The organism is Janthinobacterium sp. GW460-12-1-14-LB5 (genome assembly GCF_059423585.1).
Window position 1 is genome coordinate 182897 of the sequence record NZ_JBWKYD010000003.1, and the last position, 16386, is coordinate 199282.

The window sequence follows — 16386 nt, forward strand, 5'->3', positions numbered from 1 at the left end:
ATCGGCCCTGAGGCGGATGCGGCTTTGCGCTAGCGCAAGCTGAAGATTACTTCTTGGTAGCTTTCGGATACTTGACCGTCATTTCCTGCAGCAAGTTATCCGCGTGGTCCACTTCCTTCATCACCCACAGCATGTAGCGGATGTCGAGGTGGATGGCGCGCGTGATGGCCGTGTCGAAGTACCAGTCCTTGGTGATCGATTCATACGTGGAATCGAAGTTCAGGCCGATCAGCTCGCCACGCTTGTTCATCACGGCCGAGCCGGAATTGCCGCCCGTGGTGTCCGCGCTGGTCAGGAAGTTGACGGGAACCGTGCCCAGGGCCGGGTCGCGGAACTGGCCGTAGCGTTTTTGCTTGACGGCGTCGATCAAGCCTTGCGGCGCTTCGAACGGGGCCTTGCCCGTGACTTTCTCGACGATGCCTTCCACGGTCGTGAACGGTCCCTTGGTGATGCCATCGCGCGGCGAGTACGGCGAGACCGTGCCGTAGGTCACACGCAGGGTCGAGTTGGCGTCAGGATACACCGGCTTGCCTTGTGTTTTCTTCCAGGCAATCACAGCTTGCATGTATTGCGGAATCACGCGTTCCAGGTTGCCGTCGATTTCCTTGCGGCGCTCTTCCAGCGCCGCTTCCACGGGTTGCAGCTTGATGGCCAGCTGCATGAAGGCGTCGTCGGACCGGGCCACGGCAACCTGGTCCTTTTCCAGCCAGGCCAGGCGCTTGGCCGTGTCAGCCAGTTGCGTCTGCTGGTACAGGGCCGCCACGGCGCCTGGGGCCGGCAGCAGCGCGTCCAGGCCTTGCGGATGGCTCTTCGCCGCCAGCTGGGCATAGCGCTTCAGGCCGGCTTCAAAACGCGCCTGGTCCACCTTGTTGACGTACGACTGTTCCAGGCGCGCCAGGCGGGCCTTGATGAAAGCCAGGTCGCGCTGCTGGAAGCCCGATTCGCGCTCGGCGTCCGCTTTCTGGCGCTCCAGCGACAGGCGGTAGACGGTGCGGGCGCTCTTCAGCAAGTCGCTGTTGGTGGCGACCGACCAGGCGAATTCTTCTTCGCTCAGGGCCATGTCGCTGGCGATCGCCGCGTCCAGTTCCGCCAGCAGGGTAGGCGACACGTTCGGCTGCTTGGCGTACCAGGCGCGGAATTCGGCATCCTGCACATCCTTGATGGCGGCGATGTCCTTGCGCGCGAAACCGTCGAGCAAGCCCTGGGTTTTCTTCAGCACGTTGTTGATGCTTTTCACCACGCTCGCATAGCGCACGGCGGCGGCGGCATCGCCCTGCGTCGCGTCGGCCATCACGGCCAGGTCGGCTTGCAGTTCTGATACTTTCAGGGGGAAAGCCGTATCGCGCGCGAAGCGGATTTCCGCCGGCAGCTTGTAGCGGCTGGTGCGGCCGGGGTAGCCGGCCAGCAGGATGCCGTCGCCGGCCTTCAAGCCTTCGGCCGAGACCACCAGGAAGTCCTTCGATTTATACGGCACGTTGTCGGGCGACGGGTCGGCCGGACGGCCATCCTTGCCCACGTAGGCGCGCAGGAACGAGTAGTCGCCCGTATGGCGCGGCCATTCGTAGTTGTCGGTGTCGCCGCCGAAATTGCCGATCTTGTCCGATGGCGCGTACACGAGGCGCACGTCGCGTATCATCATCTGGCGGATGCGGTAGTACTCGAGGCCGCGGTGGAAGGCGGGCACGGAGCAGCGGTACATCTTGTCCGTTTCGCATTCGGCGATCAGGTCCTTGATGCGCTTTTCCACGGCTTCGTGGCGCGCGCGGCCGCTCATGTCGGCCGTCAAGCCTTTCAGGACGCGGTCGCTGACGTTCTCCACCTTGTCCGTCACATACACGAGACTGTTCGGACCGCCAGGAAGCTCTGCGGCGCGCGTCTTGGCCAGAAAGCCGTTGGTGATGTAATTGTGTTCCGGCGTGGAATTGCGCTGCACGGCGCCATACGCGCAATGGTGGTTCGTCACCACCAGGCCCGCGTCGGAGACGAAAGCGGCCGAGCAGCCGCCCAGCGACACGATGGCGCTCATCGGGTGCTTGCTCAGGTCGGCGAGTTTTTCTGCAGGAATGTCGATGCCGACCCGTTTGAGCTCGGCTTTCAGCTGTGGCAGCTGGTGTGGTTGCCACTGCCCTTCGTCGGCGTGTGCGCCGGCGAACGCGCCCAACAAGGCGACTGGTAAAACGATTGTTTTGAACAAGATATGCCCCTCCATGAATAGCAGGCGAAAGTATAGCCTGTCCAGGAGAGCCGAGTCGGCAAAAATTAACCCATTGCAATTTCCGTATCAGGTGGCCGGCCGTCCCGTCCCCTGCAGGGGAATCTGCAGGGCCAGCCGGCAACCGGCGCCCGAGACCGGCAAGCCCACCTCGAAGTGGCCGCCCAGCGCCGTCACCCGCTCGGCGATGCCGATCAGGCCAAAACACTGTTTCTTGCGCTGCTGCTGCGGCGTGATGCCGACGCCATTGTCGCTGATGGCCAGGTACACGGCGCAGGCATCCGAACTGAGTTCGATCTCGACCTGGCTGGCCTGGGCGTGGCGCATGACGTTGCTGAGCGCTTCCTGCACGATGCGGAACAGCACGATCTCGACCTGGCTGCCGATGGCGGCGAACAGCGCCTCGTCGCGTATCAGCAGGCGGCAGGCGACGCCGCTGCGCTTGCGGAAGTCGCCTACCTGCCATTCGATGGCCGCCTGCAAGCCCAGGTCCAGCGCCATCGGGCGCAATTCGTTCATGATGCCGCGCACGCTCTTGATGGTGGTGTCGACGTTGCTGAGCACGGCGCCGACCCGGCGATGCAGGCGCGGATGGGAGCCCTCGGTGCGCGCGCTGAGCATGGAAATATCGATGCGCAGCGCCAGCAGGTTTTGTCCCAGTTCGTCGTGGATATCGCGCGAGATGCGCTTGCGTTCATCTTCCTTGGCCGTTTCCAGGTGCAGCGCCAGCTGGCGCAGCTGGGCATGCGACTGGCGCAGCGCGCCATCCATCAGCTTGCGTTCGGTGATGTCCGTGTGCGCCACCACCACGCGCAGCGGCCCTTCGCCGAGGAAACGGCTGGTCCGGGCCTGCGACCAGCGGGGGCCCGAGCGCGTGGCAAATTCGTATTCGAGCGCAAACGTGTCGGCAGTGCCGGCAATGACGGCGCGGATGCCGGCGGCCAGCTCGCGTCCGGCGCTGCGCTGCCAGCGCGGGTCCGCCTCGCAAAATTCCAGGTAATTCAGCGGCCGCGGGATTTGCCCGACGAAGGCCAGGCAAGCCTGGTTGGCATGCACGATACTGCCGGCCTGATCCAGCACCAGCACCCGGTCCGTCAGCGAATCGATGGTGGCGTGAAAGAAGCGCTCGGCGTCGCGCAAGGCTTCCTGTGCCCGCTCGCGCTGGTGCACTTCCAGCTGCAGGTGCTGGTTGGCCCGCAGCAATTCGGCCGTGCGGTCGACGACCCGCTGATCCAGTTCGCGGTGCAGTTCGCGCAAATCGGCCTCGGCCAGCTTGCGCTCGGTAATATCGGAAAACACGCCGACAAAATGGCTGATGCCGCCATCCTGGCTGCGCATGGGCGTAATCGACAGCGATTCGACGAAGCGTTCGCCATTCTTGCGCCGGTTCACCAGTTCGCCATACCAGTTGCCATCCTGGTGCAGGCTGCGCCACATGGCTTCATAGAACTGCGGCAAATGCGTGCCGCCGCCGAGGAAGGACGGGTCGCGCCCGATGGCTTCCTCCGCCTGATAGCCGGTGATGGTGGTGAAAGCGGGGTTGACGGAAATGATGCGGTTGTCGCTGTCCGTCACCAGCACGCCTTCGCGTATGCTGTCGAGAATGACAAAGGCGCGCCGCAAGGCCGATTCGCGCGCATGCTCGTCGCCCAGGTCCGTCACCAGCATGCGCGCCGTGGCGCTGGCCGCGTCGAGATTGGCCTCGATGCGCACCATGCCGCCCGTGCCGCCCGCCTCGCCTTCGAACAGCTGCGCTTCGAGCACCTGGCGCGCGCCGCTGTTGAAGACGGCGTCGAGGAAACGCCGGAAGCCGCCCTGTGCATGGGGCGCGACGAATTGCTCGAAGCGCCGCCCCAGCAGCTGGTTCTTGTCGCGCTGCAGCAAGCCGCACGCCGCCACGTTGACACGCGTGACGAGCCCATCGCGCGCCAGCGAAAAATAGCTGACGGGCGCCTGCTCATACAGCTCCGCATAACGGTCGCGGCTGCTTTCAAATTCATTCTTCAGCTGCTCCAGCTCGGCCAGGGCCGCGTTCTGCATTTCCAGCTCGATCTGGCTGACCTGCAGCTCATGCAGCTGACGCATCACGTCTTCATTCGACTGCGGCGGCACGGCCTGGCGCTGCTCCGCCGCCAGTTGTTCGGCCTGCTCCCTCAGCCTGCCCGGCACGCCGCCGTCGAATGGTTCGCTCATGGCGCGCTTTCTCCGGCCGCCCCGTCGGACTGCATCTGCCGCAACTGGGCTTCCAGCAGCTTCGATTCCGTGATGTTGATGAAGGTCACCACCACGCCATCGATCACGTTTTCGATCGTGCGGTACGGCATGATGCGCACGTTGTACCAGCGCCCCGTCTTGGTCGGCACCTGCCGCTCGCAAAACACGAGGCTGCGGATGACTTCCAGCGCATCGTCTTCCAGGCCCGGATAATCGAGGTCGTTGACGATGTCGCTGAGCGGACGGCGCAAGTCCGTCTGGATCAGCTTATAGATTTGCGTGGCCGGCGCCGTGAAGCGGCGGATGCGCAAATCGCTGTCGAGGAAGATGGTGGCGATATCCGTACTATTGAGCAGATTCTTCATGTCGCTATTGACCAGCGACAAATCATCGACCTTCGATTGCAGCTCGGCATTGACCGTGTACAACTCTTCATTGAGCGACTGCATCTCTTCCTTCGAGGTGGTCAGTTCCTCGTTCGTCGATTGCAGCTCTTCATTGGTCGACTGCAGCTCCTCGTTGGCCGATTTCAGTTCCTCGCGCGAGGTCTGCATCTCGTCGCGCACGGCCTGGATCTCATTGCGCGCCTGCGCCAGCTGCTGTTCCAGCTCCAGCACCTTGGGGTTCGGCGAACGGCCGCGGCGCGCTTCGGCCACCAGGGGCACGCTGGAAAACGTGACGAAGACCATGCCGCGCAGGGATTCCGGCTGGCTCAGGGCTTCGGCGCTCAAGTCCACGCCCAGCGATTGTCCCAGGTGGTCCTTGACCACCAGGCCCTTCAGGCGCACCACGCTTTCGCTTTGCAGCGCCTGCTTGATCAGACCGGCCAGCTCGTAGCGCAAGCCTTCGCGCGCCATGGCGTGGATATTCCAGTTGGCCTTGCCGGCCGCCGGCTCCAGGAAGGCGCCCGTGCGGCCATTGATGTACAGGATGTCCCCATCCTGGTTCAGCAGCGCGGCGGCCGGTGAATATTTCTGGAGCAATAATTGCTCGACATGGGATTGAATCTTTCCGGTCATGCTGACTTCTCTCGTGTCGCTAGGTGTGGGGGGGGATGCCAACGAAACCTTGGTGGGAAAATACGTGGGCAGGCGCTGGCGCGCCAGGTTGTCGAGGCGGCGGTACAGCCGGGTCGACGTGGTCAGCGGCGAAAACAGCTCGGAAAAGTGGCCGGGCGTATCGGCGCTGCCCAGCAGTAAGATCCCATCGCGGTTCAAGGCGTAATGAAACAGGGGAATCAGGCGCTGCTGCAGCTTGGCATTGAGATAGATCAACAGGTTGCGGCAGCACAAGATGTCGAGCTTGGTGAACGGCGGGTCCGAAATGATGTTTTGCTGGGCGAAGATGATCGTGTTGCGGATCTCTTTCTTCACATGGTAGCCGTTCTTGTCATTGACAAAGAAGCGCTCCAGCCGTTCGGCGGACACGTCGCTGATGATGCTGTGCGGAAAGCGCCCCTGGCGCGCGCGGTCGATGGCGTCGGCCGACAGGTCGGTGGCGAAGATCTGCAGGCTGTATTTCGACGGCGGGTTGATGCCGGCTACCACTTCATGGAACACCATGGCCAGCGAATACGCCTCCTCGCCCGTGGAACAGGCGGGCACCCAGGCCTTGAAGGCGCGCCCGTCCGGGTGGGCCGCCAGCATTTGCGGCACCACCACCATCTTCAGGTATTCCCACACTTTCGGATCGCGGAAAAAGCTCGTCACGCCGATCAGCAATTCCTTGAACAGCAAGTCGATTTCCGCGGGATTGGCGCGCAGATACGGCACGTAGTCTTCCATCGACGTCATCTGGTACAAGCTCATGCGCCGCTCGATACGGCGCAGCACCGTGTTGATCTTGTAATCGGTAAAACTGTTGCCCGTGTGCTCGGACAGCAAGGCGACGATTTCTTGCAGGGAATTGCGGCCGTTCGGTTCATGGCCCGGCAAGCTGAGGAAACTGCTGCGGAACAGATAGGTGATGATCTTGTCCGGCATCTTGTCGGGAAAATCGACGAGGTCCACCACTTCGGCGGAAATCGCGCTTTGCGGCATCATGTCGAACTTGGCCGTATCGGGATGCTGCGCCAGGGTCAGGCCGCCCGCCTGCTTGATCGCCTGCAAGCCGCGCGTGCCGTCGCTGCCCATGCCGGAAAAGATCACGCCGACGGCCAGCTCGCCCAGTTCGGCCGCCAGGCTTTCGAAAAAGGCATTGATGGGCAGGCGGTGCCCGCGCAGCTGCAGCGGCTCGCTGAGCACGAATCGGCCCTTGGACAGGCCCAGATCCGCATTCGACGGAATCACATAGATATGGTTCGGGCGCAATTCCGACTGATGCGTGATTTCCGCGACGGGAATGCTGGTGGCGCGCTGCAGCAATTCCGGCAGCATGGCTTTTTGCGTAGGATCAAGATGCTGGATCACCACAAAGGCGATGCCGCTTTCCTGCGGTACGTTGGCCAGGAAAGCGACGATGGGATCGAGTCCGCCGGCGGAAGCGCCAATGGCCACCACGGGAAAGACGATGGTGGCCACGTCGGGAACGGACAAATTGCTGTGTTTGCTGCGTGTCATCGTCGGCAAGATAGCAGCCACGGCCAAACCGTCAGGCTGGGAATTGATAATCTTGCATTCTAGCACTCAAGATGCGCAGGAAAACGCGAATTTGGCGCAGGTTTTTCAGCCCGCGCCAGCCTGTCCCCTTACTGCGCCTGCGGCGCATGCCAGCCGCCGCCCAGCGACTGGATCAGCGCCACGGCCGTCGTCTGGCGGTCCGCCTGGGCTTGCACCAGCGAACGGCGCGCCGACAGGGCCGTCACCTGCGCCGTCACCACGTCCGTATAGCCGACCTGGCCCGCGTTGTAGCGGTTCAGCATCTGCTGCTCGACCTGGTCGGCGGCGGACGATGCCTGCTGGCGCAGGGCCAGCTGTTCGGCCAGCGCGCGCGTGGCCGACAACTGGTCTTCCACGGCGCCAAAGGCACTCAATACCGTCTGGCGGTAGCGCGCCACGGCCGCCTCATGCCCCGCCTTGGCCGCATCCACGCTGGCCGTGGTGGCACCTGCGTTGAACAGCGTTTGCGCGGCCGACACGCCCAGCGACCACAGGCTCGACGATGCATTGAACAGGTCGCCCACCTTGCTGGCGCCGGAACCGTACGATCCCGTCAGGTTCAGGCTCGGATAGTAGGCGGAACGGGCGATGCCGATCTGCTCGTTGGCCACGGCCACCCTGCGCTCGGCGGCGGCGATGTCGGGACGGCGCTGCAGCAGGGTCGACGGCACGCCCAGCGGCACCTCGGGCACGGTCAGCGTCCACGGCGCCACGGCCAGGCTGAAATCGGACGGCGCTTTTCCCAGCAGGATGGCGATCGCGTGTTCCAGCTGGGCGCGCGCGCGCGTCTGGCTCGACAGGTCGATCTGCGCATTGGCCAGCTGCGTCTGCGCCTGCAGCAGGTCGGACTTGGCGGCGATGCCGGAGTTAAAACGGTTGCCGGTGATCTCGAGCACGCGCTTGTAGCCGTCGATGGTTGAATTGAGCAGCGCGATCTGCGCATCGCTCTGGCGCAGCGAAAAGTAATTGGTGGCCAGCTCGCCCTGCGCCGACAGGCGCGCCGCGGCCAGATCCGCCGCGCTGGCGGACGCGCTGGCGTCGGCGCCCGTCACGCCGGCGCGCAGCTTGCCCCACACGTCCGGCTCCCACGAGGCGCCGATGGCCGCCTTGAAGTTGTTGTTCGTCTGCTGCTCGCCGCCGCCACCGGAACGGGCGCCGCTGCCCGTCAGGTTCACCGTGGGGAACAGCGAGGCGCGCTGCTCGCGCACCAGCGCGCGCGCCTGCTCGTACGAGGCGATGGCGGCCGCCACGTTCTGGTTCGAGATGTCGATGCCTTCGGCCAGCTGGTTCAGCTGCGCGTCGCCGAACAGGGTCCACCAGGGACCGCGCTCCAGGGTGTCGGCCGGCACGGCGGGCTGCCAGCCGGCCGCCTCCTTGAACGTTTGCGGCGCGGCGGCCGTGGGCGTTTCATACGCGGGGCTGACGGCGCAGCCGGCCAGCAGGAGGAAAGCGGTGGCCGCGCCCAGTGCCAGCAGGTGGCGTGCGGGGACGGTCGATACGATAGGTTTTACTTGCTTCATGATTGTGTGCTCGGGTTATCTGGCCCAGGAATGCGGCTCAATTGCTGCTCGTCGGCGCTGCGCGTGCGCAGCTTGTCGAGCAGGATGTAGACCACCGGGGTGGTCAGCAATGTGAGTAACTGGCTGGCAATCAGGCCGCCGATGATGGCGACCCCCAAGGGCTGGCGTAGCTCTGACCCCTCGCCGAAACCGATCGCCAGCGGCAAGGCGCCAAGCGCCGCCGCCAGGGTGGTCATCAGAATGGGGCGGAAACGCAGCAAACATGCCTCGCGCACCGCCTCCACTGCACTCAAGCCGCGCGAACGCTCGGCCTCCAGCGCGAAGTCGATGATCAATATAGCATTTTTCTTGACGATACCGATCAACAGGAACACGCCGATCAGGGCGATGATGGAAAACTCCATGCGGAACAGCAGCAAGGCCAGCACGGCGCCCACGCCCGCCGAGGGCAAAGTCGACAGCACGGTGACGGGGTGGACCAGGCTTTCATACAGGATGCCCAGCACGATGTAGATCACCACGATGGCCGCCAGGATCAAGAGCGGCTGCTCCTTGTTGCTGTCCTGCGCGCTCTTCGCCGAACCCTGGAAGCTGCCGCGCACGTTGACCGGCATGCCGATTTCCGACTCCGCCTGGGCCACGGCCGCCTGCCCGTCGCTGAGCGGATAGCCGTCGGCCAGGTTGAACGACACGGTGGTGGCCAGTTCGCCGCCCTGGTGGTTGATCGAGGTGGCCGTCGCGCTTTCGGCAAAGCTGCTGAACGACGACAGCGGCACCATATGCGCCAGGGTCGTGGACAGGGCCGAGCCGCTGGACGGGTCGCGCGCCGCCGTCGTGCTGGACGTCACCGCGCCCGTCGTCGCAACGGTGGTGCTGGCCGCCGCCGTCGTGCCGGTGGCCGCGACGGCCGCCGCATTCGAGGCCGGCACGTACACGGAGCGCAGCGCTTCCGGGCTTTGCGCATAGCGGGGCGCCACTTCCATGATCACGTGGTACTGGTTCAGCTCATCGTAGATGGTCGCCACCTGGCGCTGGCCGAAGCTGTTGTACAGCGCATTGTCGATATCCTTCACCTGTACGCCCAGCTGCGTGGCGCGGTCCTTGTCGATGGAGACAAAGGTTTCCACGCCGTTTTCCGCCTGGTCCGTGTCGACGTCGATCAGGGCCGGCTGCAGCTTCATCTGGTCGGCCAGCTTCGCCGCCCATTTCTTCAGGTCGGCCTGGTTGTCGCTGATCAAAGTGTACTGGTAGGTGGAATTGCTCGAGCGCCCGCCCATGCGCAAATCCTGCACGGGGTTGAGGAACAGCGAGATGCCCGTCACCTTGGCCAGCTGCGGGCGCAGGCGCGCGATCACGGCCTGCCCCTTGTCGGTGCGCTGCGACGCGGGTTTCAGGTCGATGAACATGAAGCCGCCCCCTGCCCGTCCGCCCCCCGTAAACCCGACGACGGTGGCGACGGCCGGATCGTCCTTGATGATGTTGACCAGCTGGCGCAATTTACTCTGCATGGCCTGGAACGAGATGCTCTGGTCGGCGCGCATGCCGCCATTGATCTGGCCCGTGTCCTGCTGCGGGAAGAAGCCCTTGGGCGCGGCCGCGAACAGGTACACGTTCAAGCCGACGACGAACACGAGGATGGTCATCACCAGCGCGGCACTCGACAAGGCCCAGTCCAGGCAGTGTTCATACACGTTCAGCATGCGCTCGAAACCCCGCTCGAACCAGCGCGCGACCGCACCCGGCTTCTTATGCTGCTGGCCGCTTTTCAGCAGCCAGGCGCACATCATCGGCGTGGTCGTGAGCGAGATCACCAGCGAAATCATCACGGCGGCCGACAGGGTGACGGCAAATTCGCGGAACAGCCGCCCCACCTGCCCGCCCATGAACAGCAGCGGGATGAACACGGCCACCAGCGACAGGCTGATCGACAGCACGGTAAAACCCACTTCGCGCGCGCCCAGCAGGGCCGCCTTGAAGCGGTCCATGCCGGCCTCGATGTGGCGCTGCGTGTTTTCCAGCACCACGATGGCATCATCGACGACAAAGCCCGTGGCCACCGTGAGCGCCATCAAGGAAAGGTTATTCAGGCTGAAACCCAGCATGTACATCACGCCGAAGGTGCCCAGCAGCGAGACGATGGTGGCCACGGCGGGAATGATGGTGGCGCGCACGCTGCGCAGGAAGGCGCTGACCACCAGCACGACCAGCACGATGGACAGGATCAAGGTGAATTCGATCTCGTGCAGCGAGGAGCGGATGGAGTTGGTGCTGTCGGACGCCACTTGCAGCTTGATGTCGCCGGGCAGCTGCGCCTGCAGTTGCGGCAGCAGCGCGCGCACGCCGTCCACCGTGGCGATGACGTTGGCGCCCGGCTGGCGCGTGATCAGCACGATGACGGCCGGGTCGCCATTGAACAGGCCCAGGGTATTGTTGTTCTCCACGCCGTCGACCACCTCGGCCACGTCGTCGAGGCGGATGGCGGCGCCGTCGCGCCAGGCCACCACCAGGCTGCGATAGTCGTTTGCTGAGCGTCCGCCCGAGGCCGTCGCCGCGCCCGAGTAGATCTGCAGGCTGCGCGCGTCGCCGGAAATCGCCCCTTTCGGCCGGTTGGCGTTGCTGGCCTGGATGGCCGCGCGCACGTCTTCCATCGACACGGCATAGTGATTGAGCTGATATGGCAGCAGTTCCACGCGCACGGCCGGAAGCGAGCCGCCGCCCAGTTCCACGTCGCCCACGCCCTTGACTTGCGCCACCTTCTGCTGCACCAGGTTCGACACGGCGTCGTAGATCTGGCCCGGCGTGCGCGTCTTCGACGTCAGCGCCAGGATGATCACGGGCGCGTCGGACGGATTGGCCTTGCGGTAGGTCGGGTTGCTGCGCAGGGTGGCTGGCAAGTCCACGCGCGCGGCGGCAATGGCCGCCTGCACTTCGCGCGCGGCCGAATCGATCTTGCGGTTCAAGTCGAACTGTAAATTGATGCGCGCCGAGCCCGTGCCCGACGACGACGTCATCTCGTTCACGCCCGAGATCACGCCCAGGCGCCGCTCCAGCGGCGTGGCCACGGAAGTGGCCATGGTCGCGGGGCTGGCGCCGGGCAGGCTGGCGCTGACGGAAATGGTCGGATAATCGACCTGCGGCAGCGGCGAGACGGGCAGCACGAAGAAGGCGCCGATGCCCGCCAGCGCGATGCCAATGGTCAGCAGCACGGTGGCGATGGGACGCTTGACGAACGGTTCGGACAGGTTCACGCGGCACTCCCCGCGTTATCGGCCGGCTTGTCCAGGTTCACGCCCCGCGTTTTGGATGCGAAGCGCTGGCCCAGGCGGTCGAAGCCCAGGTAGATGACGGGCGTGGTAAACAGGGTCAGCACCTGGCTGACGATCAGGCCGCCGAAAATGGCCAGGCCCAGCGGACGGCGCAACTCGGCGCCCTCGCCCCAGCCCAGCATCAGCGGCACGGCCGCGAACAGCGCCGCCAGGGTGGTCATCAAAATCGGGCGGAAACGCAGCAGCGCCGCCTGGTGGATGGCTTCCTGCGGGCTTTTCCCTTCATCGCGTTCGGCCTCGATGGCGAAGTCGATCATCATGATGGCGTTCTTCTTGACGATGCCGATCAGCAGTATGATGCCGATGATGCCGATCACGCCCAGGTCCTGCCCGGAAAGCATCAGCGCCAGCAAGGCGCCCACGCCGGCCGACGGCAGGGTCGACAGAATCGTCAGCGGGTGGATGTAGCTTTCGTACAGCACGCCCAGCACGATGTAGACGCAGACGACGGCGGCAAGAATGAGCCACAGCTGGTTCGACAGCGAATTTTCATACGCGCCGGCCGCGCCGAGGAACGTCAATGTCACCGACGGCGGCAAGGCGATGTCCTTCGCCGCCTGGCGGATGGCGTCGACGGCGCTGCCCAGCGCCACGCCTTGCGTCGTATCAAAGCCCAAGGTCGTGGCCGGGTACTGCGCCACGTGCGTGATTTGCAGCGGCGCCTGTTTTTCGCTGACGCTGGCAAACGCGGACAGCGGCGTCGACTTGCCGGAACCCGTGCGCACCTGCAGCTCCGACAGGTCGGCCGGCGTGGTGACGATGCCCGGCTGCGCTTCGAGGATCACGCGGTACTGGTTGGTTTCCGTGAAAATCGTCGAAATGATGCGCTGGCCGAAGGCGTTATATAAGGCGTCGTCGACGGTGGCCGTGGTGACGGACATGCGCGCGGCGCTGTCGCGGTCGATGGAGACCGTGACGGCGGCGCCCGTGGCGCCCGCATCCGTGACGACGTTGCGCAACTGCGATTGCTCGCGCATGCGCGCGGCCAGCTTGCCGGCCCACTCGGTGACGGTGGCCGTGTCGGCCCCTTCCAGCGAGACGCGGTACTGCGTCGGGCCCGATTCCGCATCGATGGTCAGATCCTGCGTCGGCTGCAGGTACAGGGTCACGCCGGCCACCCTGGCCACGCGGTTGCGCAGGCGTTCCATGACCTCGTCCTGGCTGCCGCTGCGCGGACGCTTGAGATTGATCAGCATGCTACCCGTGTGCAGCATGGTATTGTTGGCCGCATCGACGCCGACGAGGGAACTGAGGGTATCGACAGCGGGATCTTCCAGCAGCGCGCTGGCGGCGGCCTGCTGCAAGGTGGCCATGCGTTCGTACGAAACGGCTTGCGACGTTTCGATGCGCGCCTTCAGCTGCCCCGTGTCCTGCGTGGGGAACAGGCCTTTCGGAATCGTGATGTACAGGACGACGGTCAGCAGCAAGGTGGCCAGGGCGACGAGCAGGGTCAGGCCCTGGCGTTTCAGCACCCACACCAGCGCGTGGTCGTACTGCACAATCACGCGGTCGAGGAAAGCCTGGATGCGCTGGCCCGTGGCGCTGATTTTTTCATCGGCATGGCTTTTCAGCCAGCGCGCCGACATCATCGGCACCAGGGTCAAGGACACGACGGCGGAAATGAGGATGGTGATGGCCAGGGTCATGGCAAATTCGCGGAACAGGCGGCCCACCACGTCGCCCATGAACAGCAGGGGAATCAGCACGGCGATCAGCGAGACGGTGAGCGAGATGATGGTAAAGCCGATCTGCGACGCGCCTTTCAGGGCGGCGGCCATCGGCGTTTCGCCCTCCTCGATGTAGCGGGCGATGTTTTCGATCATGACGATGGCGTCGTCGACGACGAAGCCCGTGGCAATCGTCAAGGCCATCAGGGACAGGTTGTTCAGGCTGTAGCCGAGCAAATACATGACGCCGCAGGCGCCGATCAGCGAAATCGGCACGGACAGGCTGGCGATCACGGTGGCGCGCAGGCTGTGCAAAAAGGCGAAGATCACCAGCACCACCAGCAGCACGGACAACAGCAGTTCCATTTCCACGTGTTCGACCGAGGCGCGGATGCCCGTCGTGCGGTCGCTCAGCACGTCGAGCTTCATGGCCGCCGGCAGGCTGGCCTGCAGGTCGGGCAGCAGGGCCTTGATGGCGTCCACCGTCTTGATGACGTTGGCGCCCGGCTGGCGCTGCACGTTCAGGATGATGGCCGGCTGCTTGCCCGACCAGGCGCCGAGGCGCGTGTTTTCCGCGCTGTCGACGACGTTGGCCACGTCAAGCAGGCGCACGGGCGCGCCGTTTTTATACGTGATGATCAGGCGCTTGTAGTCTTCCGCCGTCACCAGCTGGTCGTTGGCGTTGATGGTGAACGAACGCGTGGGGCCGTCGAAACTGCCCTTGGCGCTGTTGACGTTGGCCGCCGCGATGGCCGTGCGCAGGCTGTCGAGGCCCAGGCCGTACGAGGCCAGCAATTTGGTGTCGCCCTGGATGCGCACGGCGGGACGCTGGCCGCCCGACAGCGAGACGAGGCCCACGCCGTTGACCTGGCTGATTTTCAGCGCCAGGCGCGTGTTGACGATGTTCTGCACCTGCGTCAGCGGCATCGTGTCCGAGGTAATCGCCAGTGTCAGCACGGGCGCGTCGGCCGGGTTGATCTTCGCGTACACGGGCGGCGCCGGCAAGTCCGTCGGCAGCAACGAGCCGCCCGCGTTGATGGCCGCCTGCACTTCCTGCTCGGCCACGTCCAGCGTCTGCCCCAGGGTGAATTGCAGGGTGATGAGGGAGACGCCGGCCGCGCTGGTGGAACTCATGCGCTGCAAGCCCGACATCTGCCCGAACTGGCGCTCCAGCGGCGCCGTGACGGTCTGCCCCATGACTTCGGGACTGGCGCCCGGGTACAGGGTCTGCACCTGGATGGTGGGGAAATCCACCTGCGGCAAGGCGGCCAGCGGCAGGAACTTGAAGCCGACCAGCCCCGCCAGCACGATGGCCAGCATCAGCAGCGCCGTGGCGACGGGGCGCTTGATGAACGGAGTCGATGGACTCATTGCGCTGCGCCCTTCGCCGGCGCCGTGGCTGGCGCACTGGCCGGCGCCGATGCCGATGCGCTGGCCGCGCCGTCAGCCTGCTGGCGGCGGTGGCGGCGTTCGCCGTTCGCGCCAGCTGCACCGCCGGCACCGCGCGCGCCGGCCGGCTTGTCGCCCGCCAAGGTGACTTTCGCGCCTTCCTTCAGGCGGTCGGCGCCTTCCGTGATGACTTGTTCTCCCGCTTCCAGGCCGGCGCGGATTTCCACCATGTCGGTGGTGGCCTGGCCCCGCGTGACCATGCGCACGGTGACGGTTTTATCCGCTTTCAGCACATACACGAAGTCGCCGTTGTTACTGTGACGCAAGGCCGTGACGGGCACCAGCACGGCGCCCGTGATATTGCCCAGCTCCAGCCGCACGTTGACGAACTGGCTGGGGAACAGCGCCATCTTGTCGTTCGCATAACGGGCCTTGGCGCGCACGGTGCCCGTCTGCACGTCGACCTGGTTGTCCAGCGCGCTCAGGCTGCCCTTGTCCAGCGTATGCGTGCGCGTGCGGTCCAGCGCCAGCGCCGCCAGGGCCGACCCCGAATTCAGGCGCTCCTGGATGGTCTGCACCTTATCCTGCGGCACGGAAAACTGCACGTCGATGGGCGACAGCTGCGTCACCACCACCACGCCGCCCGCATCGCTGGTGCTCACCAGGTTGCCGATATCGACCACCTTCAGGCCCGCGCGGCCGCTGATCGGCGACACCACCCTGGTGTAGCCCAGGTTCAGCCTGGCCGTGCCTTCGGCCGCGCGGTCCGTCATGACCGTGCCTTCCAGCTGTTTTACCAATGCGGCCTGCGTATCGACGTCCTGGCGCGCGATGGAATCCTGGCCCAGCAGGGTTTGATAGCGCTTCAGGGTCAGGCGCGCGTTTTCCAGTTGCGCTTCATCGCGCTGGCGCTGGCCCGTGGCCTGCATCAGCGCCATCTCGAACTGCGCCGGGTCGATCTGCGCCACCACCTGGCCCGCCTTGACCATGCCGCCTTCCTTGAATTTCAGCTCCTTCAAGATACCCGACACTTGCGGGCGCACCGTCACGGTGGACGCCGCCGTCACCGTGCCCAGCGCATCGAGCACCACGGGCAGGTCGGATTTCACGGCCGTGGCCACGCCGACGGTGGTCGACGGCGCGCCGCGCCGTCCGCCAGGCCCGCCTGGGCCGCCCGGACCGCCGGGGCCGCCGGCACCGGCACCGCCCGGGGCGCTGGCGCCGGAGTGGGTCAGGTACCAGGCACCGCCGCCCAGCGCGGCCATCACGGCCAGCGCGATGACCGTGCCGACGATTTTCGAGCGGCGGCTGCGCCGCGGGGTATGGGGTGCTGTCTGCGAATCCATCGCTTATCCTTTTATAGGCCGCTGGCACGGCGAGTCTGTGGCGCCGGCCGAGGTGGAACACACTCAGGCCGGACGACCGTTTTTCGGGGTTGTTTCGGTACACAGCCGGGGGAGT

Annotated in this window: 7 protein-coding genes; all 7 read right to left on the reverse strand. The window is 65.1% G+C overall.

All coding sequences use genetic code 11. The annotated features are described in order from the left end of the window. Positions 1-46: 46 nt before the first annotated feature. On the reverse strand, positions 47-2194 hold the full coding sequence (locus AC07X6_RS04010; RefSeq protein ID WP_494790169.1) for a S46 family peptidase: 2148 nt from the start codon (positions 2192-2194) through the stop codon (positions 47-49). A gap of 87 nt (positions 2195-2281) precedes the next feature. Then, the gene (locus AC07X6_RS04015; RefSeq protein ID WP_494790170.1) at positions 2282-4405 is read right to left on the reverse strand and encodes a PAS domain-containing sensor histidine kinase; all 2124 of its coding nucleotides are present in this window, start codon (positions 4403-4405) and stop codon (positions 2282-2284) included. Next, on the reverse strand, positions 4402-6984 hold the full coding sequence (locus AC07X6_RS04020) for a chemotaxis protein CheB (protein ID WP_230540421.1): 2583 nt from the start codon (positions 6982-6984) through the stop codon (positions 4402-4404). Before AC07X6_RS04020 ends, AC07X6_RS04015 begins: the two co-directional genes overlap by 4 nt. A 128-nt stretch (positions 6985-7112) precedes the next feature. Further along, on the reverse strand, positions 7113-8543 hold the full coding sequence (locus AC07X6_RS04025) for an efflux transporter outer membrane subunit (RefSeq protein ID WP_494790171.1): 1431 nt from the start codon (positions 8541-8543) through the stop codon (positions 7113-7115). Next, on the reverse strand, positions 8540-11791 hold the full coding sequence (locus AC07X6_RS04030) for an efflux RND transporter permease subunit (protein ID WP_494790172.1): 3252 nt from the start codon (positions 11789-11791) through the stop codon (positions 8540-8542). The genes AC07X6_RS04025 and AC07X6_RS04030 overlap by 4 nt, the downstream gene beginning before the upstream one ends. Then, entirely contained in the window at positions 11788-14907 is a 3120-nt protein-coding gene (locus AC07X6_RS04035) for an efflux RND transporter permease subunit (RefSeq protein ID WP_494790173.1), read from the reverse strand. Before AC07X6_RS04035 ends, AC07X6_RS04030 begins: the two co-directional genes overlap by 4 nt. Further along, positions 14904-16271 carry an efflux RND transporter periplasmic adaptor subunit gene (locus AC07X6_RS04040; protein ID WP_494790174.1) on the reverse strand — a complete coding sequence of 456 codons (1368 nt, stop codon included), beginning with the start codon at positions 16269-16271 and terminating at the stop codon, positions 14904-14906. The genes AC07X6_RS04035 and AC07X6_RS04040 overlap by 4 nt, the downstream gene beginning before the upstream one ends. Positions 16272-16386: the final 115 nt, after the last annotated feature.

Excerpts from the sequence above, each read along its gene's own strand:
- AC07X6_RS04020 (WP_230540421.1), bottom strand. The coding sequence starts at position 6,984 with ATGACACGCAGCAAACACAGCAATTTGTCCGTTCCCGACGTGGCCACC.
- AC07X6_RS04025 (WP_494790171.1), bottom strand. The coding sequence starts at position 8,543 with ATGAAGCAAGTAAAACCTATCGTATCGACCGTCCCCGCACGCCACCTG.
- AC07X6_RS04015 (WP_494790170.1), bottom strand. The coding sequence starts at position 4,405 with ATGAGCGAACCATTCGACGGCGGCGTGCCGGGCAGGCTGAGGGAGCAG.
- AC07X6_RS04035 (WP_494790173.1), bottom strand. The coding sequence starts at position 14,907 with ATGAGTCCATCGACTCCGTTCATCAAGCGCCCCGTCGCCACGGCGCTG.
- AC07X6_RS04040 (WP_494790174.1), bottom strand. The coding sequence starts at position 16,271 with ATGGATTCGCAGACAGCACCCCATACCCCGCGGCGCAGCCGCCGCTCG.